General features: G+C 67.3%; 22 protein-coding genes. 9 read left to right on the forward strand and 13 right to left on the reverse strand.

The genetic code is table 11. The features are described 5' to 3' along the window. Window positions 1-178: 178 nt before the first annotated feature. The 7 genes from E4F61_RS04640 to E4F61_RS04670 all read right to left on the reverse strand — a co-directional run bounded on the left by E4F61_RS04640 (window position 179) and on the right by E4F61_RS04670 (window position 5,253). Complete coding sequence (locus E4F61_RS04640) at window positions 179-391, reverse strand: hypothetical protein (protein WP_133478503.1); 213 nt, start codon at window positions 389-391, stop codon at window positions 179-181. Between the two features lie 99 nt (window positions 392-490). Next, window positions 491-2,011: an ABC-2 transporter permease gene (locus E4F61_RS04645; RefSeq protein WP_133478504.1), complete on the reverse strand. Its 1,521-nt coding sequence runs from the start codon at window positions 2,009-2,011 to the stop codon at window positions 491-493. Further along, on the reverse strand, window positions 2,008-2,892 hold the full coding sequence (locus E4F61_RS04650; protein ID WP_133478505.1) for an ABC transporter ATP-binding protein: 885 nt from the start codon (window positions 2,890-2,892) through the stop codon (window positions 2,008-2,010). Before E4F61_RS04650 ends, E4F61_RS04645 begins: the two co-directional genes overlap by 4 nt. A gap of 43 nt (window positions 2,893-2,935) precedes the next feature. After that, window positions 2,936-3,784 carry an alpha/beta fold hydrolase gene (locus tag E4F61_RS04655; protein ID WP_133478506.1) on the reverse strand — a complete coding sequence of 283 codons (849 nt, stop codon included), beginning with the start codon at window positions 3,782-3,784 and terminating at the stop codon, window positions 2,936-2,938. Window positions 3,785-3,956: 172 nt separating this feature from the next. Next, a complete protein-coding gene (locus tag E4F61_RS04660) occupies window positions 3,957-4,202 on the reverse strand; it encodes a hypothetical protein (RefSeq protein ID WP_133478507.1) in 246 nt (81 codons plus the stop codon). 161 nt (window positions 4,203-4,363) lie between these two features. Beyond that, a complete protein-coding gene (locus tag E4F61_RS04665) occupies window positions 4,364-4,834 on the reverse strand; it encodes a hypothetical protein (RefSeq protein ID WP_238382802.1) in 471 nt (156 codons plus the stop codon). Between the two features lie 200 nt (window positions 4,835-5,034). Further along, complete coding sequence (locus tag E4F61_RS04670) at window positions 5,035-5,253, reverse strand: DUF1059 domain-containing protein (protein ID WP_133478509.1); 219 nt, start codon at window positions 5,251-5,253, stop codon at window positions 5,035-5,037. Between the two features lie 120 nt (window positions 5,254-5,373). Between E4F61_RS04670 and E4F61_RS04675 the strand changes: the two genes are divergently transcribed. Further along, complete coding sequence (locus tag E4F61_RS04675) at window positions 5,374-5,724, forward strand: hypothetical protein (protein WP_133478510.1); 351 nt, start codon at window positions 5,374-5,376, stop codon at window positions 5,722-5,724. Window positions 5,725-5,740: 16 nt separating this feature from the next. On the opposite strand, the gene E4F61_RS04680 is transcribed toward E4F61_RS04675, so the two are convergent. Then, on the reverse strand, window positions 5,741-6,766 hold the full coding sequence (locus E4F61_RS04680; protein WP_162301407.1) for a GGDEF domain-containing protein: 1,026 nt from the start codon (window positions 6,764-6,766) through the stop codon (window positions 5,741-5,743). Window positions 6,767-7,082: 316 nt separating this feature from the next. Here E4F61_RS04680 and E4F61_RS04685 point away from each other — a divergent pair, with 316 nt between their 5' ends. Both E4F61_RS04685 and E4F61_RS04690 read left to right on the forward strand, forming a co-directional pair. Then, complete coding sequence (locus E4F61_RS04685; protein ID WP_133478512.1) at window positions 7,083-7,361, forward strand: hypothetical protein; 279 nt, start codon at window positions 7,083-7,085, stop codon at window positions 7,359-7,361. 368 nt (window positions 7,362-7,729) lie between these two features. Then, complete coding sequence (locus E4F61_RS04690) at window positions 7,730-8,527, forward strand: tetratricopeptide repeat protein (protein ID WP_133478513.1); 798 nt, start codon at window positions 7,730-7,732, stop codon at window positions 8,525-8,527. Between the two features lie 231 nt (window positions 8,528-8,758). Here the strand turns inward: E4F61_RS04690 and E4F61_RS04695 are convergent, their stop codons facing one another. The 5 genes from E4F61_RS04695 to E4F61_RS04715 all read right to left on the reverse strand — a co-directional run bounded on the left by E4F61_RS04695 (window position 8,759) and on the right by E4F61_RS04715 (window position 17,341). Further along, on the reverse strand, window positions 8,759-9,583 hold the full coding sequence (locus tag E4F61_RS04695; RefSeq protein ID WP_202908945.1) for a GIY-YIG nuclease family protein: 825 nt from the start codon (window positions 9,581-9,583) through the stop codon (window positions 8,759-8,761). A gap of 622 nt (window positions 9,584-10,205) precedes the next feature. Then, window positions 10,206-11,945 (reverse strand): DUF262 domain-containing protein, encoded by a 1,740-nt coding sequence (locus E4F61_RS04700; RefSeq protein ID WP_238382803.1) that lies wholly within the window; start codon window positions 11,943-11,945, stop codon window positions 10,206-10,208. Further along, window positions 11,899-12,522, reverse strand: a complete 624-nt coding sequence (locus tag E4F61_RS04705) for a HEPN domain-containing protein (protein ID WP_133478516.1) — start codon at window positions 12,520-12,522, stop codon at window positions 11,899-11,901. The genes E4F61_RS04700 and E4F61_RS04705 overlap by 47 nt, the downstream gene beginning before the upstream one ends. A 3-nt stretch (window positions 12,523-12,525) precedes the next feature. Then, window positions 12,526-13,689 (reverse strand): GmrSD restriction endonuclease domain-containing protein, encoded by a 1,164-nt coding sequence (locus E4F61_RS04710; protein WP_133478517.1) that lies wholly within the window; start codon window positions 13,687-13,689, stop codon window positions 12,526-12,528. A 133-nt stretch (window positions 13,690-13,822) separates the two neighbouring features. Then, window positions 13,823-17,341: a methylmalonyl-CoA mutase family protein gene (locus tag E4F61_RS04715; protein ID WP_133478518.1), complete on the reverse strand. Its 3,519-nt coding sequence runs from the start codon at window positions 17,339-17,341 to the stop codon at window positions 13,823-13,825. A gap of 92 nt (window positions 17,342-17,433) precedes the next feature. Between E4F61_RS04715 and E4F61_RS04720 the strand changes: the two genes are divergently transcribed. The 6 genes from E4F61_RS04720 (at window position 17,434) to E4F61_RS04745 (ending at window position 23,775) form a co-directional block, all read left to right on the forward strand. Then, window positions 17,434-18,702: a 2OG-Fe(II) oxygenase gene (locus E4F61_RS04720; protein WP_133478519.1), complete on the forward strand. Its 1,269-nt coding sequence runs from the start codon at window positions 17,434-17,436 to the stop codon at window positions 18,700-18,702. Window positions 18,703-18,993: 291 nt separating this feature from the next. Next, window positions 18,994-20,097, forward strand: coding sequence for a Glu/Leu/Phe/Val dehydrogenase dimerization domain-containing protein (locus E4F61_RS04725; protein ID WP_133478520.1), 1,104 nt, complete (start codon window positions 18,994-18,996; stop codon window positions 20,095-20,097). A 72-nt stretch (window positions 20,098-20,169) separates the two neighbouring features. Further along, on the forward strand, window positions 20,170-21,327 hold the full coding sequence (locus E4F61_RS04730; protein WP_133478521.1) for an isovaleryl-CoA dehydrogenase: 1,158 nt from the start codon (window positions 20,170-20,172) through the stop codon (window positions 21,325-21,327). 255 nt (window positions 21,328-21,582) lie between these two features. Continuing rightward, complete coding sequence (locus E4F61_RS04735; protein WP_133478522.1) at window positions 21,583-22,758, forward strand: thiolase family protein; 1,176 nt, start codon at window positions 21,583-21,585, stop codon at window positions 22,756-22,758. A gap of 119 nt (window positions 22,759-22,877) precedes the next feature. Continuing rightward, window positions 22,878-23,228, forward strand: coding sequence for a hypothetical protein (locus tag E4F61_RS04740; RefSeq protein ID WP_133478523.1), 351 nt, complete (start codon window positions 22,878-22,880; stop codon window positions 23,226-23,228). Window positions 23,229-23,394: 166 nt separating this feature from the next. Then, window positions 23,395-23,775, forward strand: coding sequence for a hypothetical protein (locus tag E4F61_RS04745; RefSeq protein WP_133478524.1), 381 nt, complete (start codon window positions 23,395-23,397; stop codon window positions 23,773-23,775). Window positions 23,776-23,861: the final 86 nt, after the last annotated feature.

Genomic DNA, 23,861 nt, shown 5'->3' on the forward strand with positions numbered 1-23,861 from the left:
CCAGATTCCCCAGGGCTACGTGATTGAAGCGGGATCGTAGCGGGCGGGGTGTGCGGGGCGTGCGGAGGCGCTGGTCGTGGCGGTCCTATGCGCGCGGTCGCGACAACCCTCGGAGGGCCACCGGCTCCGCGCGTGCCCGAGCCATGTGCGGGTGCGGAGGCCGATCGACAGCGAGGAACTACATCTCCGGCGTACCCGCCTCGATCAGGCGGACTGCTTCGTCGGCGCGACGCCGCGAGGCGCTCGCGTCCTCGCCGAGGACCTGTTGCGCGGCATGGTCCGCGCGCACGTGCCTGGGAATGACGTCGAGCTCGCGCTTCGCCTGCAACAGCGCGCGATCACCCTCGGCGAGCTGGCAATTCCGGCGCGGGCCGCCGTCGAGATCCCGCACCTAGCGCGTCTCGCCCACCGGCCCACATCACAGGTCGATTCGATTCGCAGGACCGAACCCGACCTTCGCTTGCGACACTCCGTTTCCCGCGCTTCGCGCCTACCGCGCCCGCGCCACCAGCGGCCGCCATGCCGCGATGAGTAGCGCCGCCGCCAGCGGCAACGCGATCGCATGGCCCATGGCCGTGCGGGCCGGGTCGGCGAGCGCATGCAGCACCAGCCCGCCCTGCACGCCGACGTAGGCACAGAGCGCCAGCGCGAGTTCGAACGGCCGCGCGTTGCGGAACAGCGCGCCGAGCGCGAGGCCCCATAGCGCGATCGACGCACCGGCCACCGCCACGGCGAGCGCGGCCGTGGGGTTCTGCACGGCGAGGCGCAGCAGCGCAGGCAACGTCACCGCCCAGGCGAGGCCCACGGCGACGAGTACGCGTGCAGCGAGCAGGCGCTGGCGCATGCCGGAGGCGGTGAACACCAGCGCGCCGGTGCGCGTGTCGTGCTCGCGCAGCACGGCGCGGCCGAACACGTCGGTCGACAGCATCCAGCCGGCGATGATCGCCACCGCCATCGCCTTGTCCGGCGCGAACAACTGCACGCCGAACACGACGACCATCGCGAGGAACCAGCGCCGGCGCCGCGGCCGCAACGCCAGCCGCAGTTCGGCGCTGACCAGCGCGCCGAACGCGCTGCCGCGCAGCGGCGCGAGCATGGCATCGAGCCAGCGCAGCCGGCGGCCCTCGGTGGACGCGCTGCGCGCGTTGCCACGACGCGCGGCGAAGCGGTCGAGCAGCGGCGCCGCGGCGAGCAGCGCGACCACCGCAACCGCCAGCCAGAACGCGCGCCCGGCCAGCATGTCGGCGGCCACCGTCCAGTGCGTCCAGTCGAACAGCACGGGCGCCTTGCCGTCCAGCGCCTGCGTGCCCACGCTCAGCCCGCCCTTGCCGACGCCGGCGATGCCCGACAGCGCGCGCTCCACGGCGACCATGCCGGGCGGATCGCCCGGCCAGCGGCCCCTGTCGTGCAGCGCGCCGCCGCTCATGAGGAACACGAAGGCGAAGAAGTAGAGAACGTTGCCGGCGGTGCGGCGCAGCCACGGCACCAGGTCGAACCACACGGCGAACGTGGCGGCCAGCGCGAGCGGCGGCACCGCGAGCAGCGCGATCGGCTTGAGCAGTTCGACCGGATCGAAGGCATGCACCTCGCCGCGCACGACCTGCGCGATGACGCCCACCGCCACGCCCGCCGCGAGCAGCAGCGCGAACACGGCGAGGTGGCTCAGCCATTTCGCGACCACGTAACCCGCGCGGTTCATCGGCGTGGTGACCAGCAACTGCCACGCACCCGTCTCGAAGTCGCGCACCACCGTGCCGCGCACCACGTAGAAGCCCGCGAGCGAGAGCAGCGTGCCGTAGATGCACGCGATGACCAGCCCGATCCACGCGCTCGAATAGCGCGCCCGCGCGCCGTCGCCGAGCGACACGGTGAGGTAGTCGGCCTGCACCGGCGGAAACGCCCACCACGACAGCGCGGCCAACGCCGCCAGCAGCACCCAGCTGCGCGGCGCGCGCAGGCGCTGGCGCAGGTCGGCCACGAGGATCGCGGCGACGATGCGCAGCGTGCTCATGCGGCGAGTTGCGCGCGATGCAGGCGCCAGAGGTAGGCGTCCTCGAGGTCGGGCTGCGCGGGCATCGCGTCCGTCGACGGCGCGCGCTCGCCGACCACGCGCAGCTCCACGCCGTCGCTGCGCCGCTGCGCGCGGCTGATGCGATGCGCGGCGCGCACGTCGGCGAGTTTCTCCGACGGCACCGTCCACGACCACACGCGGCCGGCGGCCTCGGCCATCAGCGCCTCGGGCGTGCCGTGGAAGCGCAGCCGGCCGCCGACCAGCACCGCGAGTTCGCCCGCACTCGCCTCGATGTCCGAGACGATGTGCGTGGACAGGATCACCAGGCGATCGGCGGCGAGCTCGGCGAGCAGGTGGCGGAAGCGCGCGCGCTCCTCGGGGTCGAGGCCGACGGTGGGCTCGTCGACGATCAGCAGGCGCGGGTCGTTGAGCAGCGCCTGCGCGATGCCCACGCGCTGGCGCATGCCGCCGGAGAAGCCGCCCAGGCGGCGCTCGGCGGCGTCCGACAGCCCGACCATCGCGAGGCACTCGTCCACTCGCCCGCCCACGCGGCGCGCGGGCAGGCCCTTCACCGCGGCGAGGAAGGCGAGGAACTCGCGCGCGGACAGCGCGTCGTACACGCCGAAGTCCTGCGGCAGGTAGCCGAGCTCGGCGCGCAGCGCGTCAGGGCGGCGCGCGATGTCCTCGCCGCGCCAGGTCACCCGGCCGCTGCTGGCACGCGCGAGCGTGGCCAGCACGCGCATCAGGCTGGATTTGCCGGCCCCGTTCGGCCCGAGCAGGCCGACCACGCCCGCGCCCAACCGCATGCCCACCCCGTCCACCGCGCGGTGCCCGCCCGGATAGGCGAACCCGACCGACTCCAGTACCAGTTCGACGCTCATTGCCTGCTCCGTGTGTCCGTGTCGACGACCCGGGGTCGCCGGATCAGTGCCGTGCGGTATCGACCGCCGCCTCGCGTGCGCCGGCGACCTCGCGCACGGCCTGCACCACCGCGCCGGGCGCCTCGCGATGCACGTTGTGGCCCGTGGCGACGTAGCGATGCGTGCCGCGCGCGAACGCGGCGAACAGCGTCGCGTGCTGCGCCTTCCACAGCGCCTTGCCCTGCGCGGTTTCCTCGAACACGAACGGATCGGCCGCGACGTGCGTCGAGGTCAGCAGGGCGACCGGCACATCCGGCATCACGGTCGGCGTGGCGGCGGTGGGCGCATCGAGCTGGGCGATCAGCACGCGGTAGTCCGCAGCCAGTGCGGGCGGCAGCATCGACAGCAGCGTGGCGTCGTCGGCCTGCACGCGGGCGCGATCGGCCTGCATGAAGGCGTGGCGCTGGCCCATCGTGGCCGGGTCGACCAGCACCAGCCCCTGCAGGCGTTCGGGATGTCGCCGCGCGTACTCGGTGGCGAGCAGGCCGCCGTAGGAATGCCCCACCAGCACCACCGTGCGGCCGGGTGCGAGCGTCTCGATCACCGCGTCGAGGTCGGCGACGTGCGCGTCGATCGTCTTCGCCGCGCCGTCGCTGCCCGAGCCGCCGAGCCCGGCGCGAGCGTAGGTGATGCAGCGGCAGTCCGCGCCGAGGCCGGCGATCACGCCCTTCCACACGCCGCCGCCCTGGCCGAAGCCGGACTCGAAGATCACCGTGGTCGGCCCGTCGCCCTGCACGTCGGCCTGCAGCGTGTAGCCCGTGCGCGGCACCGGCACCTCGGCGGCCTGCGCCGTCGCCGTCACCCACAGCGCCGATGCCAGCAGCCATGTTCCTGCGATACGACCCTTGCCCATGTGCGTTCCCCTGTCGTGGCCCGAGCCGGTCGGGCGATGTGATTGCGTTCGGACGGTCGCCGGCTGGCGTCGGGCCGGTGCGGCCGGCCGCCCCGGTGTCGTTTCAGGCACGGGGCCGGCGGTTCGTGTTGGTAGTGTAGTGATGTAACACACCAAGTCTGTAGCCCGAAGGTCACGGCGCCAGCCCGGGCGCCGCCGGCGGCCGTTTCGCGGCGTTCGTTCCACTCATGACGTCAATGACGTCGTGCGCGAGGTCATTGACGTCATGCACGAGGTCCGCGACGTCGCGCTCGAGGTCGCGGACATGGCGTTCGGGGCCGTCGACGTGGAACGCGACGTGGGCGACGTCGCGCGTGGGATCGCCGACGTCGCGGGCGAGGTCGTGGACGTGGCGCGCGGGGTGCGGAACGTCGTGCACGACGCGGCCGACGTCGCGCGCCAGGTCGCCGACGTCACGTTCGAGGTGCCGGACCTCGCGGCCGCCGTGGCCGACGTACCGAATCGCAGCGCCGCCGCCCTGCCCCGCCCACGAAAAAGGCCGCCCGAGGGCGGCCTTCCGTTTCCGACGCGCGTGCCGGCTCAGGCCGGCTCGGGCGCCTTGCGCGCGGCGCGCTTGAAGCGCCCGCCGATGTCGCGGCGCAGGTCGTCCAGGCCCTGCGCGCCGCCGGACAGCTTGATCTGACCATAGCCTTCGAGCGCGGCGTCCATCACGTCGCTGCCGAGCGCGGCCACGGTGTCGTCGAGCCGGCGCTGCAGGCGCTCCACGCGCTCCAGCAACGGCTGCAGGCGCTCGAACGCGGCGAGATCTGCGCGGGCCGCGGCCAGGTCGAAGCTCGGCGGCACGATCTTCGGGTTCTGCTCGAGCACGCGCAGCGTCTGCCGCGCGAAGGCCTCGGACTTCGGGCCCATCAGCATGAGCCCGCGGCGATCGCCGGTTTCCATCGAGATCAGCCCCGGCAGCGCGGCCTCGATCTGGTCGAGCGCGGTGCGCGCCGTCTGCAGCTGCGCGTCGGTGACGTTGAGGGCAATGAGGTTCTGCGACACATCCATCTCCTTATGTTTCCGTGTGTGCGAACGCGGACTCATGTCCGCGCGTCCTTGCTCCGCCGGGTCCGTGGCGTGGGTCCGTGCCGGTGGCGACGGAGCGGGGGTGAGTGTGCAGCGGCGCGATGCGCAACGCAAAAGGGTCAGGTCATTCCTTCGAGGAATGAACCCGACCCCTGCGTTTCCCTTGTCTTCGCCGACGCCGCTCAGGCGCGGACGCTGCGCGGTTGCTCGACCGGCGGCGAACCTGCGTGGAAGCTGCGGCGGATCATCCTGCGCAGCTCGGGCGTGTCATGTTCGCCGTGTGCAGCCACTGCGTGGTTCACGGCGGCGTCTTCCAGCTCCCGTTCCGAGTCGGCGGCGATCGCCACGGTGCATCCGGATCCGCTCGGCATCTCGCGACAGTCCACGTACGTGCGTGTCATGGCGTGCTCCCATAACGGCGGCCAATCCGCCGGCCCAATCTAGGCGCACGTTCCCGCGCACGGCAAGCGCGACCGTGGCGTTGCCATGCGTGGGCTAACCGCGTGTGCCGCTGTTCTTCGATGACCGTGGCGGTCAACGGCTGCCTGCAGACACCGACCGAGACGAAAGTCATCGCGAGCCACGCGCCGGTTCGTTCCGGCGCCCGGGCAGACGTTCACTGCCGCCGCCCTCCTGCCCGCCGCTTGGTCGACCGAGCGGTGGACGCCGACGCCCGCTTCGTCGATCCGCAAGCGCCCGACACAACGGTGGCCCGGTTCGATCCGGAAGGCCGCGCCGTGATCGAGGCCGGTCCGCTTACCGTCGCGCCGGTGAGGTCGTTGGCTTCACAAGGCAAAGGCACCAGGCCCGATTTCGAAAGCAATGACCCGCTTGACTGCCTCGGTCCCCTTTTCGCGACACGTCGGCCGTGAATAGGCGCGGACCGGATCAGCCCGTTGCCGCATCCCGCACGCGATCGCGACCGGCGACCTTCGCCGTGTACAGCGCACGATCGGCGCGCGACAGCGTCTGCGCGATCTCGTCGCCGCGCCTGTGGGTCGCAACGCCGATCGACGCGGTCAGGCCGAACGTCGACGCCCCGAAACTGACGGGTGAACCCGCGACGCTTGCCCGGATACGTTCGGCCACGGCCACGGCGTGCGCCGGATCCACGTCCCGGAACAGCAGCACGAATTCCTCGCCGCCCCAGCGTGCCACCGCGTCGCAGCTGCGCATCGTCGTCGTGCAGACGCGGGCGATGACACGCAACGCTTCGTCGCCGGCGGCGTGCCCGTGCACGTCGTTGATGCGCTTGAAGTGGTCGATGTCGAGGATGGCGACGCACCACGCATGCCCCGCGCGATCCGACCGCTGTCGTTCGCGTTCGAGGAGTTCGGACATCGCGCGGCGGTTCAGCAGCCCGGTCAGGTCGTCGCACGTCGCCAGCAGGCTGATGCGCTCCAGCGCCTCGGCCAGTTCCGCGCGCGGCGCGCGGAGCCGATCGCGCATGGCGGCGATTCGCTGGCTGACCGCCGTCAGCCCGCATACGAACAGGATCAGGCAGATGAAATACGCGAGTTGCACGCGGGGGTCGTAGATGTCGGGGCGCGCGTGGACGCCCGAATACATGGCGAGGCCGTACGCCAGGACCGAATAGCCGCCGATCAGCCACGCCTGCACCGCGCGTAGTCCGAACATGCCGAACATCAGCACCACCGAAACCATCAGGAGCGGCGCACCGTGCCCGGCGCCTGCGATCCGATAGGCCGACGCGCTACACGCCACGGCGAACAGCAACTGCACGACCGTCAGCGATGGATCCTTGAAACGCGCGGACCAGCCGAACCGGATCGCCGCAAACAACGTGACGATGCCGGTGACTGACACTACCGTCCAAGGCCACAGCCCTTTGCCATCATTGACGCCGAACGCGGCCATGCCATGCATCGCCGCCACGGCCGCGAGCAGCAGCACCGACGCCAGGCCCGAATGTGCGAGGCGGATGCGCTGCTTGGCATCGCGGGTCAGCACGAGGTCTTTCAGTGCGCTCAGCATGTCGAGGGGCCCTGTCGGCCCCGCCCCCGGGACGGCGTCGCGTCCGTTAACGGCCAGCTGAGCGTGCCCTTGAATCGTCCACGTCGATCGGAATCACGGCAGGTCGATCACGACGCAAGCGCACCGCCCGCCCGCGCTGCCGCCGCGGCGGGACAACCAAACCCGACTCCCTTACCGCGAACCCAGCCCCACTTTGCTGCGTTCGCGCTTGCCTCAACGCGGCGGATGATCCGCCATGAAACTGCCGACAGCCGCGCTCCGCGCCGCGTTTCTCTGCGTGGAGGCGGCGGTCGACGTCGGCACCGGCGCGACATTGCGCGAATTGGAGGACACCGGAGTAGCGGTCGACGTGCGGACACCGCCGGGCGATCGCGCCCGATACGTGGTCCGCGGCCCGGTGGACGTGTGGACGGGAAAACGCGCGACGGCCGGCGCCGCCACGCGCTCGATCACTGGTCTACGGAAAGACCGCAGGCCGCGCTGCCAACCGCCGTGCTTCCAAGCCTTGGCGTGACCGTGTCCGTGTCCGTGCCCATGTCCATGCTTGCCGGGTTTGGCATCGACCACCGCGGGCGTGCAAAGCACTGCCGCGAGCAGCACAGCGACGACGCGCGGAAGGAGAGGTGTGGTTCGGGGCATTGCACGACCCTGCGCCGGGCCGGCTCAACGCCCTGTCGAATCCGCCGGGATGCCCCGCCGCGCGCGCGGTTTCCGTTGGGTTTCGCCCAGCCGACGTGAAGAGCGCCGGGCCCGGCGCAGGTTCGATTCCCGAAAGAGAAATGAACCTGACACCTTCTTGCTGTGAACACTCCGCGACCGGCACGACGCGCAGGCCCGTCGCTTGAACCCTCCCTCGACTCCGCGATCCTTACGGTCGGGCGCATGGACATCTCCCCTCGCACCACGCACGCACCGCTCGCCCTCGCCTTCGCCCTGACGGCCGCACTCGCCGCCAGCGGCTGCCAGTCGTCGAAGTCCGGTTCCGACGACTTCTTCCGCGTCGCCGACGCGCCGGGCACGGCGGGTGCCGCGGGCGGTTCGACGCCGGCGGTCACCGAGCGCGTCGTGGTGGAGGCCCCGTCGCCGGAGGCCGTCGAGCACGACGCCGACGTCGCGCAGGAGGACGACGTGCCGCGCGACGACGGCCCCGGACGTTCGGCGGCCGACGCCTACATGCGTCGGGACGCGCCCGCCGCCACCGTGCCCGCCGCACCTGCCCGCAGCGCGCGCACGGCGCCGCCCGTGATCGACGCCCGCGCGCCGCGGGTCGCCACCACGCGCGATACGGCGAAGGCGCCGCCGCGTGAGGTCACGTCAGAACCCGCGCGCGACACCGCAACCCAGCCGCGCGCGCCCGCCGCCCCCGCGACGGCGATCGACGGCGACGCACGCAGCCTCAATGCCCGTGCCATCGCCCTGATCAACGGCGGTCGGCCCGAGGCCGCGATCCCGCTGCTGGAACACGCGCTCGCGCTGCAGCCGCGTGACGCCGAGATGCTGGGCAACCTCGGCTACGCCTACATGCTGGTGGGCGAACATGCCCGCGCGCGGTCGCGCTTCGTGGCCGCGCTCGACCTGTCGCCGACGCGCTCGGCCACGTGGCTCAACCTCGGCCAGACCTATGCCGAGCTCGGCCGCCAGGACGCCGCGCTCGACGCCGTGCTGAAGGGCTACCGGTAGTCCACGCGCAAGGCATCGGTGCGCTCGGCGCTGCAGCGCGCCGCGACGCAACGGCAGTTCAGCCCCGCCTGGCGCGACACCGCCGGCGCGGCGCTCAGCCGCATCGAGGCCGGCGCCTGACGGGTCGGGGCGATGAAAAAGGGCCAGGTCCGATTTCTCGAGAAATGAATCTGACCCCTTTTGTTGCGTGACCCCTTTTTCGCTCTTTCGAAATTTTCCCTGTTTCCCCCTTTAACTCGCGGCAGCGTCGTTGAGCCTCTCATCCTCTGCTTGAAGAGCGTCCGCCAAAGAAGACTCGTATACGTAATCTGCCAGATTGAGATCCAGAGTCTCCGCCTCCCATTCCTTATACGTCTGTCCGGTACCCTGCCGCCTCCACGCCAAAGTTCCATTCGACGGTCGCCCATTAATAACTGCGGCGGCTGCGCTTGGGCTAGCGAATGCGTAATCATCAGCAAATACGTTATGAGCGCCTAGCGGACGCAACACGCCTGTTTGCACCAATTCGCGAAACAGCCGCCCGTACGTGCTGTCGCTAGTCGTTGCTCCAGCCCAGCTGCCGCGCGCCAAGGAGCCCGCTTTCACAATAAACTTTCCATCGATCAGGGCCGCAGTAGCACTTAGGCCGTGCTTCGGCGTCGCTAGAACAAACAAAGTTGAAGAACTCTCAGACCGACCTCGCGAAATTTCTACGGCTTTCGGACGCCTGTCGTCCGTAAAACAGTCAATACCCAGCGCCGGCAAAACGATGTGCAAGTAGTCGAGAAAGTTCTCCATATTCGCCTGCGCGGCTTCGCCCAGCTCGGGAAGCGAAGGGCAATTGACGTTATCGAGCTTAACTTTGGCCACCGATTGGGCACGCTCGACTAGACGCGCCTCAAGGTACTTCACGTGTGCCTTGTTGAGACTGCCGCCTTCCGCCGACGTTACGAATACCGCGCGCGACCACCAATCCTTTTTAGCGTCGTGCGTCCGTATACGCTCCCTAATCTCGTCTGTCTCGCCCACGTACAGCAGCGCGCGTCCTGAAACGTCCTCCCCGAAAAGCAAGTACACGCCAGTTCTCGACGCCTCAGGTCGACGCAATGCCTGCGCCAACTGCGTTCGCGGAGCGAACAAGATGTGCCCGGTCCAATTAAATATGCTCGCGGTCAACATCCCATCGGGGCGACCGTCCACAAAGAAGAGTTCAAGCGTTTGCCCGTGCACTGCACCGACCATGCTTCACCTGTGTGTAGTTCGCAAAAGCAAAGGGGCCCGGTCCGATCTCTAAGAGATGAACTGACCCGCTTTTTTGGGGCGACGGAGCGGGAGCGCCTGTGGCAGAGACGTTGGCGCCCACGCAAAAGAGTCGGGCCGCTCATTTGGGAAATGAACCTGCCCCCTTTTTCCCTCTTTTCCCCTCCGCGCCGGGCGCTCGGTCGAGGGCATCGAGGAGCGCGAGGTCGAGGGATCGGCGCCGGCCGATGGCCATGTGCGGTGGCGCGGGACGGACGACGACGACGGGGACGACGAGGATGACGGCTCCGGCAGCTGACGTCCGGCCTGCGAGGGAGAACTCGGGTCGAGGCACTAATGAACGATCAAAGGGGTCAAGTTCGATTTCAAGAAATGAGCTTGACCCCCATTCTTTAAGATCCCCGTTTTTCTTCCGTCAGCACTTCTAACGTGCTTCCTGTCAGCTCATTGATCGAGGCCAACGCTGCACCGCCCACTGCGCCAAGGAATCTGCCCGAGCCCGAATCGCGTCTGCATCCCAAGTGTCATTGGCCTGGGCTAGTCGCTTTGTGGTCTTGAACACAGTCTCACTCTGGAAGTAGGCACGGGCATCATCCCATGACATCTGCCCCTTCTCCGAGTTTGCCGCGCCGCTCAGTGGTACGAGGTTCGCCCACGTGTCCTTTAGCGCCTCATGATCATCTTGAGACACAACACCCTTCCACACAGTGGTAAGCGTCTGTGGCATGACATGATCGATCGTCAAGTCGATTTCCGGGAATGGGTCGCCGCCCAAAAGTCCACGCTCATACTCCGCCAGTACGTAGCGCGCCAGGCGGCGACCGTATAGCGGCTTAGTACGAACGTCCTCGGCGAACTGCTCATCTCTAGGAAACTGGATCGTCGCCGATCGGTCGATAGTGGCGACAACCAACTCGGGCTTACCTTTGGTTTCAGACCACAAATCCTTAAAGAGCGCGTGCAGCCCCGTAGGCTCAAACCCCGCAACGGCGCGACGGACGAGAAACGACTCGATCAGCCGCAAGGAGCCCTCGGCACTTGCCTCGTCAATCTCCCCGTTCTCGTAACCGCGCAAAAGGCGCATTGAGAACGGCAGGACCGACGAGGGAGAATTCATTCGCTGCAGCCGGCGGACGGCTAACTTGACCGCATCGCTCTCATATCGAGCTACCCGCGACTCGTCCGCTTCTACTAACGCCAGGAACGCCGGAACGTAACCCTTTAGGTCCGCGAGAATCTCGGAGGGCTCTAATGCACTCCACCGATCGCGCAAAGTCGCGAGTAGCGTTGATTTCGTAGCAGACGGCTTGGCGATCAGGGCAAACGGAAAGAAATAGTCATCTAAACGCGCGCCGAGTTCCTGCTCAAACGGGAGCCACTGGCCGTTATACAAAGCCTCCGCGTCCCCGGGCGCGTCCGCCAGCCGCTGGAAGACTATGTTGCGGATCAGATCCTTGTTCTCGAGACGTACGCCTTGGGCATTCAAGCTGTCGAAAACCTGGTGCGGATCTTCTGCATCACCCAAATTGATCTGCACAAACTTGAGCCGCTGCAAAAGTGCGCTGGATACGAGGCGAGCGAGCTCAGGCGAATACGCCTTCTCGTGGAAAACTCGCCTTTTCACCTCACGAGCAATGTGTCGGTAGGCGACCGACAGCGAACCAACCTCATCGCCGAACGCCGGCTTAAGCCGCGGCGACACGCCGCTAAGCCCATCGAACAGCCCATTGAATTGGCGATAGTCGGGGAGCGTGGGCGTCAACTTCGGTCGATTCTGATGCGCCCCGTCCTGGTTAAAAATGTACTGCCTAAAAATCGAAGCTGCCAGATCACTGTCGCCGCCTGCTTCAGCTAAACGCGCAATCTCCAGCAGCGATACGTAGAGGGTCGTCATTCGCTGCTGGCCGTCCACGATCCAGCTAGAGTCGGGCTGAAATGCTACGCCGGAACTCTTGACTTCAAGGACGAGGGCACCGAGGAATCTTGCGGATTCCCGGCCTTCCAAAATCTCGTCGACATCCTTCCACAATTGTTCAATCTGCTTAGATGTCCATACGTAGCGCCGCTGGAAGAGTGGCGATACGTACTCGCGCTCGTTGCGCAACAGCTGCAGCAGCGTGACAGGCCCAGCGCTAAGTTCTTGCGGCATCACCCCTCCCATCTTCTTGACTATCGACAACGTCGGCGGAGGCGTCGCCGTCCGCACCATTGGACTCTCGGACAGCGAGGGTGGCGCCGCTCGACCCGCGGATCATGGCCTCGAAAAAGTCGACGAACTTCAGCCCTAACTTGTACTTGTCGTAGATCTCATCACTGCTCAGCTCGATCGTGAACGCGGCAAAGTTCGTGTGGACCATTGCATTCCGCGTGCGACATATCTCAAGGAACGCGTCCTGGGCCGCCTTAAGTTCTTCTGAGGCGCGGATAGCAGCCGAAGCGCGGTCTTTACATTCCCCGCCGAAGGCAATGAAGAGCTTATTTGTATTCTTGCCGTCAAAATCAAAGTACGTATAGAACTGTCGACTAATTGCCTTCGTTCGTATCAAGGCGAGACATTCTGGGCTGCAGTTTTGCTCGGTGAAGACAGCATCAATCCTCCTGCCCAATTCGTGTTCGAATGCAGAGGCGGCTGCTATGAGCAAGCTTCGTCTCAACACATCTTCGGCTGTAACAATCAGCGACAGCTCACCGGCACTACCTAGAGCAGCCTTGATTCCGTCTGCGTCCTCTTTCAATGCAGCAACGGCACTGGACATAGGTCACCCAAGCAAGAGAGACGCGCGCCGTAGGCGTGTTGCCACGCTGTCGCTCTTGCTGGTGCCTTGCACAGCAGCACCGACGAACTCCTTATCCGTTCTCAACTGAGCCAATTGCTGGGGCGTAAAGCGCTTCACGTCGACGCCGCGACGATCAAACGCACCTCGGCAAGCGGCATAGAATGAGGACTCAAACAGCGCGATGTTGAATCGGTTGTTTCTCTCGTTGATATATGACCGCGCAGGTAGATGCGCAGTTATATTCAGAAACTCATCGAATAGCCGCTCGAGATAGTAATTTTGCGATTGCTCGTTCTGCTTACTCTTCTTGGAGAACAAATTGAGAAACTTTGTCATCGACGGCGCGTAGTTCTCGGCGTTGACTAGCAACGCAAAGGACCGCAGCAGCACTTCGACATCCTTCATGTGCAGATCGGGCACATCCGTTCCTACGATCGATCGCCATCCGGGCTTCATATTTGCGCGCTGGAGCATGTCGTAGAACTTCGAGTGATACATGCTCGCGCGAATCTCCTGCGGCGTCAGGTTCACGCCTCCGGAATTCAGTCGGTTGAAGATCTCGAATACCGCAGAGTCGTCCCCGTCTGGAGAAATCTGCTTCACGATAATGTTGCGCACCGTGCGCAAATCAAAGGTTACCCGGTACTCGCCGAGTGTCGAGTAGTTCAACCCATTGAACTTGTTCGGTTGGCCAGGGAGACGTTCGGGCAACTTGAGTTTAAAGGGAACAAAGTATTCGTCATCGTGGAGAACAGCGTCCGGTATCGCCCCACCGCTCTCGTCGAAAATTCGCCGTAGCTCGGCGCGTTTCTCGACGCGAGGAAACCGCTGCTGCATAAAGTAGTAGATGGACATCAAGCGCTGCTGCCCATCGATCACCAAGAAGCTGTTCTTGCTCTCTTCGTAAAGAAAGACCTGCGGAACTGGCAAGCCAAGAATTAACGATTCGATTAGCTTTGAAGATCGCTTGATATCCCACACGAAGTGACGCTGAAAGCCAGGGATCTTGACCGCGCCTGACTTGATGAAGTTGACGATAGTTGTAACGTTAAAGTCGTTTGGCGAGGCGCTGATCTCGTATTCGTCGATCTGCACCTCGAAGTCGCCCTCGTCGGCTTCGTCAAACCAGTTTTCAGTATCTGACATCTAACCCCCCCCCTTTGTCTGTCTATAAGCGGTGCGAGCCCTGGCGTGGCCGCGATTCCCCCGCACGGTTCATGCGCACTGTATCGTGCCGCGCACTTGCAATGAGAAACGCCCGCTTTCGCGGGCGTCCGTTTTACATATTCCGCCTGTACTCCCCACCCACCTCATACAACGCATGGCTGATCTGCCCCAGCGAATGCGTCTTCACCGCCTCCATCAACGCCTCGAACACGTTACGGCGCTCGCGGGCGGTCTTCTGCAGGAAGCGTAGGCCCTCCCCGGCCCGTGCGTTCCGATTGGCCTGGTAGCCGGCCACGTTGGTGATCTGCTGGCCCTTCTCGTCCTCGGTCGAGCGGATGAGCTCGATCTCTGTGGCCACATCACTATGGCCGTCCTTGCCGAGGAAGGTGTTGACGCCCACCAGCGGCAGCGAGCCGTCGTGCTTTTTGTGCTCGTAGTAGAGCGACTCTTCCTGGATCTTGCCGCGCTGGTACATGGTGTCCATGGCGCCCAGCACGCCGCCGCGCTCGCTGATGGCTTCGAACTCCTTGTAGACGGCTTCTTCGACGATGTCGGTGAGCTTGTCGACGATGAAGCTGCCCTGCCAGGGGTTCTCGTTGAAGTTCAGCCCCAGCTCCTTGTTGATGATCATCTGGATCGCCACGGCGCGGCGCACGCTCTCTTCCGTCGGCGTGGTGATGGCTTCGTCGTAGGCGTTGGTGTGCAGGCTGTTGCAGTTGTCGAACAGCGCGTACAGCGCCTGCAGCGTGGTGCGGATGTCGTTGAACTGGATCTCCTGCGCGTGCAGGGACCGGCCGCTGGTCTGGATGTGGTACTTCATCATCTGGCTGCGCGCGGATGCGCCGTAGCGCTCGCGCATGGCGCGCGCCCAGATGCGGCGGGCGACGCGGCCGATGACGGTGTACTCCGGGTCCATGCCGTTGCTGAAGAAGAACGACAGATTGGGCGCGAAGTCGTCGATGTTCATCCCGCGCGCGAGGTAGTACTCGACGATGGTGAAGCCGTTGCTCAGCGTGAAGGCGAGCTGGCTGATCGGGTTCGCGCCGGCTTCGGCGATGTGGTAACCGCTGATCGACACCGAGTAGAAGTTGCGGACGCCGCGGTCGACGAAGTACTGCTGGATGTCGCCCATCATGCGCAGGGCGAACTCGGTGCTGAAGATGCAGGTGTTCTGCGCCTGGTCTTCCTTGAGGATGTCGGCCTGCACGGTGCCGCGCACGGTCTGCAGCGTGTAGGTCTTGATGCGCTCGTAGACCTCGGGCTCGACGACTTCGTCGCCGGTGACGCCCAGCAGGCCCAGGCCGAGGCCGTCGTTGCCGTCGGGCAGCGGGCCTTCGTACGTCGGGCGGTGGCGGCCCTCGTACATCTTGTCGATCTTCGTGCGCGCGGCGAGCCAGCGCGATTCGTCCTCGCGCAGGTACTTCTCCACCTGCTGGTCGATCGCGGTGTTCATGAACATCGCGAGGATCATCGGCGCGGGGCCGTTGATGGTCATCGACACCGACGTGCTGGGCGCGCACAGGTCGAAGCCGGAGTACAGCTTCTTCATGTCGTCGAGCGTCGGGATGTTGACGCCCGAGTTGCCGATCTTGCCGTAGATGTCCGGGCGCGGCGCCGGGTCCTCGCCGTACAGCGTGACACTGTCGAAGGCGGTGGACAGGCGCGCGGCCGGCTGGCCGAGGCTGAGGTAATGGAAGCGGCGATTGGTGCGCTCGGGCGTGCCCTCGCCCGCGAACATGCGGATCGGGTCCTCGCCGGTGCGGCGGTACGGATACACGCCGCCGGTGTACGGGTACGCGCCCGGCAGGTTTTCCTTCTGCAGGAAGGTGAGCAGGTCGCCCCAGCCGCGGTAGGTGGGCGCGGCGATCTTCGGGATCTTCTGGTGGCTCAGGGACTCGCGGTAGTTTTCGACCGCGATGACCTTGTCGCGCACCTTGTACTCGTTGACGTCGTCGGTGATCGACTTCAGGCGGGCCGGCCACTCGCGCAGCAGCTTGAGCGCCTCGGAGCTGAGCGACTGCACGGCGTCGTTGTAGCGCTGGCGCAGCGTGAGCAGCGTGCGGTCGACGCCGCGCTCGAGGTAGCTGAACTCGCTCTCGTCGTCGACGTCGGCCACCGGCTTGAGGCCGTTGCCGCCGAGCAGGTGGTCGGCGCCGTAGAGGTCGAGCGCCTGCGGCAGCGCGGGGTCTTCCAGCGACTCGAGCGCCTGCCAGTACGACTGCGCGCGGTCGGCGATCTCGGCCTGCGTCTCGATCTGGCGGTTGATGCCGCGGCCCTGCTCGGCGATCTCGGCCAGGTAGCGCACGCGCGCGCCGGGGATCAGCACGGTGGCGCGGGGCTCGCGCAGGGAGGTATCGAGCTCGGGCGTCCACTTGTCGGCCGGCAGCTGCAGTTTCTCGCGCAGCAGGCGGCAGAGGTTGGCGAACATCCAGCTGATGCCGGGGTCGTTGAACTGGCTGGCGATGGTCGGGTAGACCGGGACGTCCTCGTCCTTGGTCGCGAAGGCCACGCGGTTGCGCTTCCACTGCTTGCGCACGTCGCGCAGGGCGTCCTCGGCGCCGCGCTTGTCGAACTTGTTGAGCACGACCAGCTCGGCGTAGTCGAGCATGTCGATCTTCTCGAGCTGGCTCGGCGCGCCGAAGTCGGAGGTCATCACGTACATCGGGAAGTCGACGAGGTCGACGATCTCCGAGTCGGACTGGCCGATGCCGGCGGTTTCCACGATGACGAGGTCGTAGCCCACGCCCTTGAGGAAGCCGATGCAGTCGCGCAGCACCAGGTTGGTGGCGGCGTGCTGGCGGCGCGTGGCCATCGAGCGCATGTACACGCGCGGGCTGCGCAGCGAGTTCATGCGGATGCGGTCGCCCAGCAGCGCGCCGCCGGTGCGGCGGCGCGTGGGGTCGACGGAGATGACGGCGATGCGCATCTCGGGGAAATGCGCGAGGAAGCGGTTGAGCAGCTCGTCGGTGACGGAGCTCTTGCCCGCGCCGCCGGTGCCGGTGATGCCCACGACCGGCGTCTTGCTGCCGGCCAGCTGCCACTGCTTGCGCAGGTGCGCAAGCTGGGCCTCGTCGAGCTGGCCTTCCTCGATGGCGCTGAGCATGCGGCCGAGCGCGATCTCGTCGTGGATGTCGGGGTTCTGCGTCGGCGGCGGGTTGTCCACGCGCGCGTGCGCGGCGCGGCGCACCACGTCCTCGATCATCGCGACCAGGCCCATGTGCATGCCGTCGTTCGGGTGGTAGATGCGCTCGACGCCGTAGTCCTGCAGCTCGCGGATCTCCTCCGGCGTGATCGTGCCGCCGCCGCCGCCGAACACGCGGATGTGGCCGGCGCCGCGCTCTTTCAGCATGTCGACCATGTACTTGAAGTACTCGACGTGGCCGCCCTGGTAGGACGAGAGCGCGATGCCGTCGGCGTCCTCCTGCAGCGCGGCGCGCACCACGTCCTCCACCGAGCGGTTGTGGCCCAGGTGGATGACCTCGGCGCCCTGCCCCTGGATCAGGCGGCGCATGATGTTGATCGCGGCGTCGTGGCCGTCGAACAGGCTGGCGGCGGTGACGAAGCGCAACGGCGACGCGTTTTCCGCGGCGGTTGCGGTGGTTTCGGGCAGGCGGTCGGCAGGCGAACTCATGGCGCGCGCATCTATTTCTAAGGATGTCCCGATTGTAACAAGGCGACCGTACGGGGCCTGAGGCCCGCGTAGGGTCGGTTACCCTGCCCCGCATGAACGATTCGACCGACCTCGCCGCGCTGCGCGCGGCCGCCGCCTCCGGCGCACCCGACGACCTCTACCGCCTCGCGATCGCACTGGTCGCGGGCCTGCAGATGGAGGAGGCCTTCGAGGTGCATCGCCGGGCCGCGGAAGGCGGCCACCCGGGCTCGCTGATCGAGTTCGGGCGGATGCTGATGTACGGCATCGGCACCGAGGCGGACATCGACCTCGCGGTGGAGGCCTTCGAGCGCGCCGAGGCGCTGGGCCAGCCGATCGCGGGCTACTTCCTCGCGCTGATCGGGCTGGGCAACACGGCGGTGCCGCGCGATGCGCGCATCGGCGAGCGCCTGCTGGCCGCGGTGCAGGCCGGGCACCCGCCCGCGCTGCGCGCCGCGGCGATCCACTTCGGCCGCAAGCCGAACCTGCAGGACCAGGCGATGGCGATCCAGCTGCTCGACCACGCCGCCGGCCGCGGCGATGCGATCGCCGCGCAGCTGCTCGCCGAGCGCGTGCGTCGCGGCGAGGGCGTGACCGCGCATCCCGAGTCGGCCGCGCAGCTCAAGGCGCGACTGCGCGAGGGCGGCTTCCCCGACCTGCCGGAGATCATCGCCGTGCCCGCCGCGCCCCGTCGCCCGAGCCCGCCGGCGACGCTGGCGCTCGACGAGGTGCTGGACCCGCCGGATGCGGTGGTGCTCTGCGAGTCGCCGCGCATCGCGCGGATCGACGGGCTGTTGTCGGTCGACGAGTGCCGGCTGCTGGTGGCGAGCGCGGCGCCGATGCTTCAGGCCTCGCGCGTGCATGCGCGGGACGGCACCGACGCGGGCGAGCAGTCGCTGCGCACGAGCCGCGACGTGTCGTTCGATCCGCTGCTCGAGGACTTCTCGCTGCGCCTCGTGCAGTTGCGCATGGCGGCCGCGGCGGGCATGGAGCTGGTCGACGCCGAACAGCTGATCGTCCTTCAGTACGAACCCGGGCAGGAGTACCGCCCGCATCGCGACGACCTGCCGCCCGAGGCGATCGCGCGCGACAGGCCGTCGGCCGGCAACCGCCGCCGCACCATCTGCGCTTACCTCACCACCCCGGCCGCGGGCGGCGCGACCGAGTTCCCGGCGCGCGACCTGCGCGTCGAGGCCGAGGCCGGGCGCGCCGTGGTGTTCGACAGCCTGGACGCCGAGGGTCGCCCCCACCCGGGCGCGGTGCATGCCGGCCTGCCGGTGGAACGCGGCGAGAAATGGGTGGCGACGCTGTGGCTGCGGGAGCGGCCCTACCGCGCGTACTGAGGCGCGACCGGGGCTTCGCGGGGCCGGCCAAACGACGTGACCGCAGGGCGGCCGATCGCCTGTCCGCCGTGCGCGGACGGCATCGCCGCAGCGCCGTCCGTACGCCTGCGACCGGTCGCCCGCCCGGGCAAAGCGAGCGCCGCGTCACGCAGGTGGGCTAAAATCCCGCTTCTGTGCCGGGCCGTTTCGCGCCGGACACGACCCGCGTTCCCCTTCGATTCAACGACTTAACCAACCCAGTCGGCCGGAACGCGCGGAGCGCGCTCGTCGGCGCCGGCGCGGAGCCCGACGATGATCTTCGAAACCCTCGACACCACCGGCCACGAGCAGGTCGTCTTCTGCCACAACAAGGACGCGGGCCTCAAGGCCATCATCGCGATCCACAACCCCGTGCTCGGCCCGGCCCTCGGCGGCACGCGCATGTGGCCGTACGCGAGCGAGCAGGAAGCGCTGAACGACGTGCTCCGCCTGTCGCGCGGCATGACCTACAAGAACGCGGTGGCGGGCCTGGACATCGGCGGCGGCAAGGCGGTGATCATCGGCGACCCGTCGAAGGACAAGTCCGAGGCGCTGTTCCGCGCGTTCGGCAAGTTCGTCGACTCGCTCGGCGGCCGCTACATCACGGCCGAGGACGTCGGCATCGACGTGAACGACATGGAATACGTCTACCGCGAGACCGAGTACGTCACCGGCGTGCACCAGGTCCACGGCGGCTCGGGCGATCCGTCGCCGTTCACCGCCTACGGCGCTCTGCAGGGCCTGATGGCCACGCTGAACCGCAAGTTCGGCAACGAGGAAGTCGGCAACTACTCCTATGCCGTGCAGGGCCTCGGCCACGTCGGCATGGAATACGTGAAGCTGCTGCGCGAGCGCGGCGCCAAGGTGTTCGTCACCGACATCAACAAGAGCCTGGTCGAGCGCGCGGTCGACGAGTTCGGCGCCGAGGCGGTGTCGACCGACGAGATCTACGACGTGCCGGCCGACGTCTACTCGCCCTGCGCGCTCGGTGGCACCGTCAACGAGAACACGCTGCCGCGCCTGAAGGCGAAGATCATCTGCGGCGCCGCGAACAACCAGCTCGCCAACAACGCCATCGGCGACGAAGTCGAGAAGCGGGGCATCGTCTACGCGCCGGACTACGCGGTGAACGCGGGCGGCGTGATGAACGTGGCGCTGGAAATCACCGGCTACAACCGCGAGCGCGCCATGCGCATGATGCGCACGATCTACCACAACCTCGCGCGCATCTACGAGATCGCCGACCGCGACGGCATCCCGACCTACCGCGCCGCCGACCGCATGGCCGAGGAGCGCATCGCGATGCTCGGCAAGCTCAAGCTGCCGCTGGGCCGCTCGAAGCCGCGTTTCGAAGGTCGCATCCGCGGCGGGCACTGAGCCGCGACGGTTTCTACATGACGGGGCTTCGCGCCCCGTCATGCATTTCGACGACAGATTACGGAGTGATGCATGCGTCCTTTCCCCCTCGGTGAGGAAATCGATGCCCTGCGCGACGCGGTGCGCCGCTTCGCCGAGAGCGAGATCGCCCCGCGCGCCGCGCAGATCGACCACGACAACGCCTTCCCGCAGGACCTGTGGCCCAAGCTCGGCGAGATGGGCCTGCTGGGACTGACCGTGCCCGGCGAGTACGGCGGCAGCGAGATGGGCTATCTCGCGCACCTGGTCGCGATGGAGGAGATCTCGCGGGCATCGGGTTCGGTCGGCCTGTCGTACGGGGCGCATTCGAACCTGTGCGTCAGCAACCTCTACGCCAACGGCAACGAGGCGCAGCGCGCGAAGTACCTGCCGAAGCTGTGCACCGGCGAATGGAAGGGCGCGCTGGCCATGAGCGAGCCGGGTGCCGGCTCGGACGTCGTGGGCTCGATGAGCTGCCGCGCCGAACTGCGCGACGGCACGTGGATCGCGAACGGCAACAAGATGTGGATCACCAACGGCCCCGAGGCCGACGTGCTGGTCGTCTACATGCGCACCGCGGGCAGGGACGCCGGCAGCAAGTGCATGACCGCCTTCATCGTCGAGAAGGGCATGAAGGGCTTCAGCACGGCGCAGAAGCTCGACAAGCTCGGCATGCGCGGGTCCAACACCTGCGAGCTGGTCTTCGACAACTGCGAGATCCCGCAGGAGAACGTGCTGGGCGAGGTGCACAACGGCGTCAAGGTGCTGATGTCGGGCCTCAACACCGAACGCCTCGTGCTGTCCGGCGGCCCGCTCGGCCTGATGCAGGCCGCGATGGACATCACCCTGCCCTACGTGCGCGAGCGCAAGCAGTTCGACACGGCGATCGGCTGCTTCGAGCTGATGCAGGGCAAGGTGGCCGACATGTACACGGCGCTGCAGTCCAGCCGCGCGTTCGCCTACCAGGTCGCGCGCGACTACGACGCGGGCCACCGCTCGCGCATCGACGCGGCGTCCTGTCTGCTGCAGGCGTCGGAAGCCGCGGTGCAGGTCGCGCTGGAGGCGATCCAGTCGCTGGGCGGCAACGGCTACATCAACGAGTACCCGACCGGACGCCTGCTGCGCGACGCGAAGCTCTACGCGATCGGCGCGGGCACGAACGAGATCCGCCGCATGCTGATCGGGCGGGAGCTGTTCGCCGGGAACGATTGACCTCTGCACCGGTGCTGCGAAGGCCGCCTCCGGGCGGCCTTCTGCTTTACAGGGCCGAAGGCCGGTTCGCGCGCGTCGCATCGGTCGGCTGGCGTTCGCCTTCGTGGGCGCGGCGTGAGCGTTTTCCCCTCACGTCGCAGCGACGTTTCCGAACGCTTCCGGACCGGTGGGGCGCCGTTTGCGGCAGTGCAGCACGGCGCCGCATAATCGGACGGTTCCGGCCACCGCGCCGGCCTCCTGATCCCGGAGTTCGCCATGAGCGACGTCGTCATCGTCGGTGCCAAGCGCACCGCCATCGGTTCCTTCCTCGGCCAGTTCACCGGGGTTCCCACGCCCGAACTGGGCGCGACCGCGATCCGCGGCGCCGTCGAACAGGCCGGCATCTCGCCCGACGCGGTGCAGGAAGTGCTCATGGGCTGCGTGCTGCCCGCCGGCCTCGGCCAGGCCCCGGCGCGCCAGGCCGCGCTCGGCGCGGGCCTGCCCAACGGCGCCGCCTGCATCACCATCAACAAGGTCTGCGGCTCGGGCATGAAGGCCATCATGCTGGGCGCCGACCTCATCACTGCGGGCTCGGCCGAGGTGGTCGTCGCCGGCGGCATGGAGTCGATGACCAACGCGCCGCACCTGCTCAACGGCTCGCGCACCGGCATCCGCTACGGCTCGGCCGAGTTCCTCGACCACATGGCCCATGACGGCCTGACCAACCCGTACGACGGCAAGGCCATGGGCGTGTTCGGCGACGCGACGTGCTCCGCCTACGAGTACAGCCGCGAAACGCTGGACGCCTACGCCGCCGAGAGCGTGCGCCGCGCGCAGGATGCGGTGAACTCGGGCGCGTTCAAGGCCGAGATCGTTCCGGTGACCGTCAAGGGCCGCAAGGGCGAGGTCGTGGTCGACACCGACGAGGAGCCGGGCAAGATCGACGCCGCGAAGATCCCGTCGCTGCGCGCGGCCTTCGGCAAGGAAGGCCTGCTGACCGCGGCGACGTCGTCCAAGATCTCCGACGGTGCCGCGGCCGCCGTCCTGATGTCGGCCGAGACGGCAAAGCGCCTCGGCGCCAAGCCGCTGGCGCGCATCGTCGCGCACGCGGGCCATGCGCAGGCGCCCGAGTGGTTCACCACCGCGCCGGTGGAGGCCACGCGCCGCGTGCTCGAGAAGGCGGGCTGGACCGTCGACGACGTGGACCTGTTCGAGATCAACGAGGCGTTCGCGTGCGTCGCCATGGCGCCGATGAAGGACCTCGGCATCCCGCAGGAAAAGCTCAACGTCAACGGCGGTGCGCTGGCCCTCGGACACCCCATCGGCGCGAGCGGCGCGCGACTCGTCGTGACCCTGCTACATGCGATGCAGGCGCGCGGCGCCCGCAAGGGCGTGGCATCGCTCTGCATCGGCGGCGGTGAAGCCACGGCGATTGCAATCGAAATCATTTGAAGTTAAAGATTCGTGATAAGCCGCTCGTCAAGCAATCGCTTGACATGCCGCAGCCGCTTGTCATCATGTTTAGGGCGCGCAGTTGCGCGTTGCCAAACCAACGACGAGGAATAGATCCCATGAACATCAACAAGGCGCTGCTCGCCCTGGCCCTGGGCCTGGCTCTGACCGCTTGCTCGAACAAGGACCAGGCTGCGAACTCCGCCGCCGACGCGCAGCAGGACGCCGCTGCCGCCCAGGAAGCCGCTGCCGACGCCGGCACGGGCACCGAAGCCGCTGCCGCTCAGGCCGCTGCCGACACGGCTGCTTCGGCTGCCGACGCCGCCGCGACCTCGGCTGACGCCGCTGCCGCCGCGCCGAACGCCGCGCAGGCTGACAACGCCGCCGACGCCGCCGACAAGGCTGCCGACGCTGCCGACGCTGCCAAGGACGCCGCGCAGGCTGCCGTCCCGGCCGAGTCGACCAAGTAATCAGTTCCGATTGATTGCTGGTGTAGCATCGGGAAAAGCCGTCGGTCTTCCGGCGGCTTTTTCCATAGGTCAGTGAACGACTAGCCCGCTCCCGCCGAGCGATGCGCGCAGTGGCGTTGCCTGACTGCAGTGACATACTTTTCAGACAACTCCTTTGGAGAAAGCCATGAACACCAAGCTCTACGTGCTCCTCGTTGCCGCTGCCCTCTCGCTGTCGGCCTGCAAGAACGAAACCCCGACCGCGCAGAACGAGGCCGACCAGGCCGCCGCTGCCACGCAGAACGCCGGTGAGCAGGCTGCCGACGCCGCCGCCGCTGCCGGCAATGCCGCCGCCGAGGGCGTCGACGCCGCCGCTGCCGCGACGGGCGAAGCCGCTGCCGAGGCCGGCCAGGCCGTCGACAACGCCGCCAACACCGCCGCCGCCGCTGCGAACGACGCCGCCGCCACGGCCGCGAACGCGACCGCCAACGCCGCGAACGACGCTGCTGCCGCTGCCAAGGACGTCGCCGACAAGGCCGACGCCGCCGCTGCCGAAGCGAAGAAGTAATCCTCTTCGCTCGACGCTGTACCGAAGGCCCGCGCAAGCGGGCCTTCTTCTTTTCGGATGTGCACGCCACGCATCACTCGAGACGC

It is taken from the genome of Cognatilysobacter segetis (assembly GCF_004359965.1).
Classification (GTDB): domain Bacteria; phylum Pseudomonadota; class Gammaproteobacteria; order Xanthomonadales; family Xanthomonadaceae; genus Cognatilysobacter; species Cognatilysobacter segetis.

Bases quoted from the DNA above. Each gene is read 5' to 3' on its own strand.
- E4F61_RS04705 (WP_133478516.1), bottom strand. From the start codon at position 12,522: ATGTCCAGTGCCGTTGCTGCATTGAAAGAGGACGCAGACGGAATCAAG.
- E4F61_RS04690 (WP_133478513.1), top strand. From the start codon at position 7,730: ATGGACATCTCCCCTCGCACCACGCACGCACCGCTCGCCCTCGCCTTC.
- E4F61_RS04675 (WP_133478510.1), top strand. From the start codon at position 5,374: ATGACCGTGGCGGTCAACGGCTGCCTGCAGACACCGACCGAGACGAAA.
- E4F61_RS04740 (WP_133478523.1), top strand. From the start codon at position 22,878: ATGAACATCAACAAGGCGCTGCTCGCCCTGGCCCTGGGCCTGGCTCTG.
- E4F61_RS04655 (WP_133478506.1), bottom strand. From the start codon at position 3,784: ATGGGCAAGGGTCGTATCGCAGGAACATGGCTGCTGGCATCGGCGCTG.
- E4F61_RS04720 (WP_133478519.1), top strand. From the start codon at position 17,434: ATGAACGATTCGACCGACCTCGCCGCGCTGCGCGCGGCCGCCGCCTCC.
- E4F61_RS04715 (WP_133478518.1), bottom strand. From the start codon at position 17,341: ATGAGTTCGCCTGCCGACCGCCTGCCCGAAACCACCGCAACCGCCGCG.
- E4F61_RS04645 (WP_133478504.1), bottom strand. From the start codon at position 2,011: ATGAGCACGCTGCGCATCGTCGCCGCGATCCTCGTGGCCGACCTGCGC.
- E4F61_RS04665 (WP_238382802.1), bottom strand. From the start codon at position 4,834: ATGGATGTGTCGCAGAACCTCATTGCCCTCAACGTCACCGACGCGCAG.
- E4F61_RS04730 (WP_133478521.1), top strand. From the start codon at position 20,170: ATGCGTCCTTTCCCCCTCGGTGAGGAAATCGATGCCCTGCGCGACGCG.
- E4F61_RS04725 (WP_133478520.1), top strand. From the start codon at position 18,994: ATGATCTTCGAAACCCTCGACACCACCGGCCACGAGCAGGTCGTCTTC.
- E4F61_RS04745 (WP_133478524.1), top strand. From the start codon at position 23,395: ATGAACACCAAGCTCTACGTGCTCCTCGTTGCCGCTGCCCTCTCGCTG.
- E4F61_RS04685 (WP_133478512.1), top strand. From the start codon at position 7,083: ATGAAACTGCCGACAGCCGCGCTCCGCGCCGCGTTTCTCTGCGTGGAG.
- E4F61_RS04735 (WP_133478522.1), top strand. From the start codon at position 21,583: ATGAGCGACGTCGTCATCGTCGGTGCCAAGCGCACCGCCATCGGTTCC.
- E4F61_RS04710 (WP_133478517.1), bottom strand. From the start codon at position 13,689: ATGTCAGATACTGAAAACTGGTTTGACGAAGCCGACGAGGGCGACTTC.
- E4F61_RS04650 (WP_133478505.1), bottom strand. From the start codon at position 2,892: ATGAGCGTCGAACTGGTACTGGAGTCGGTCGGGTTCGCCTATCCGGGC.
- E4F61_RS04670 (WP_133478509.1), bottom strand. From the start codon at position 5,253: ATGACACGCACGTACGTGGACTGTCGCGAGATGCCGAGCGGATCCGGA.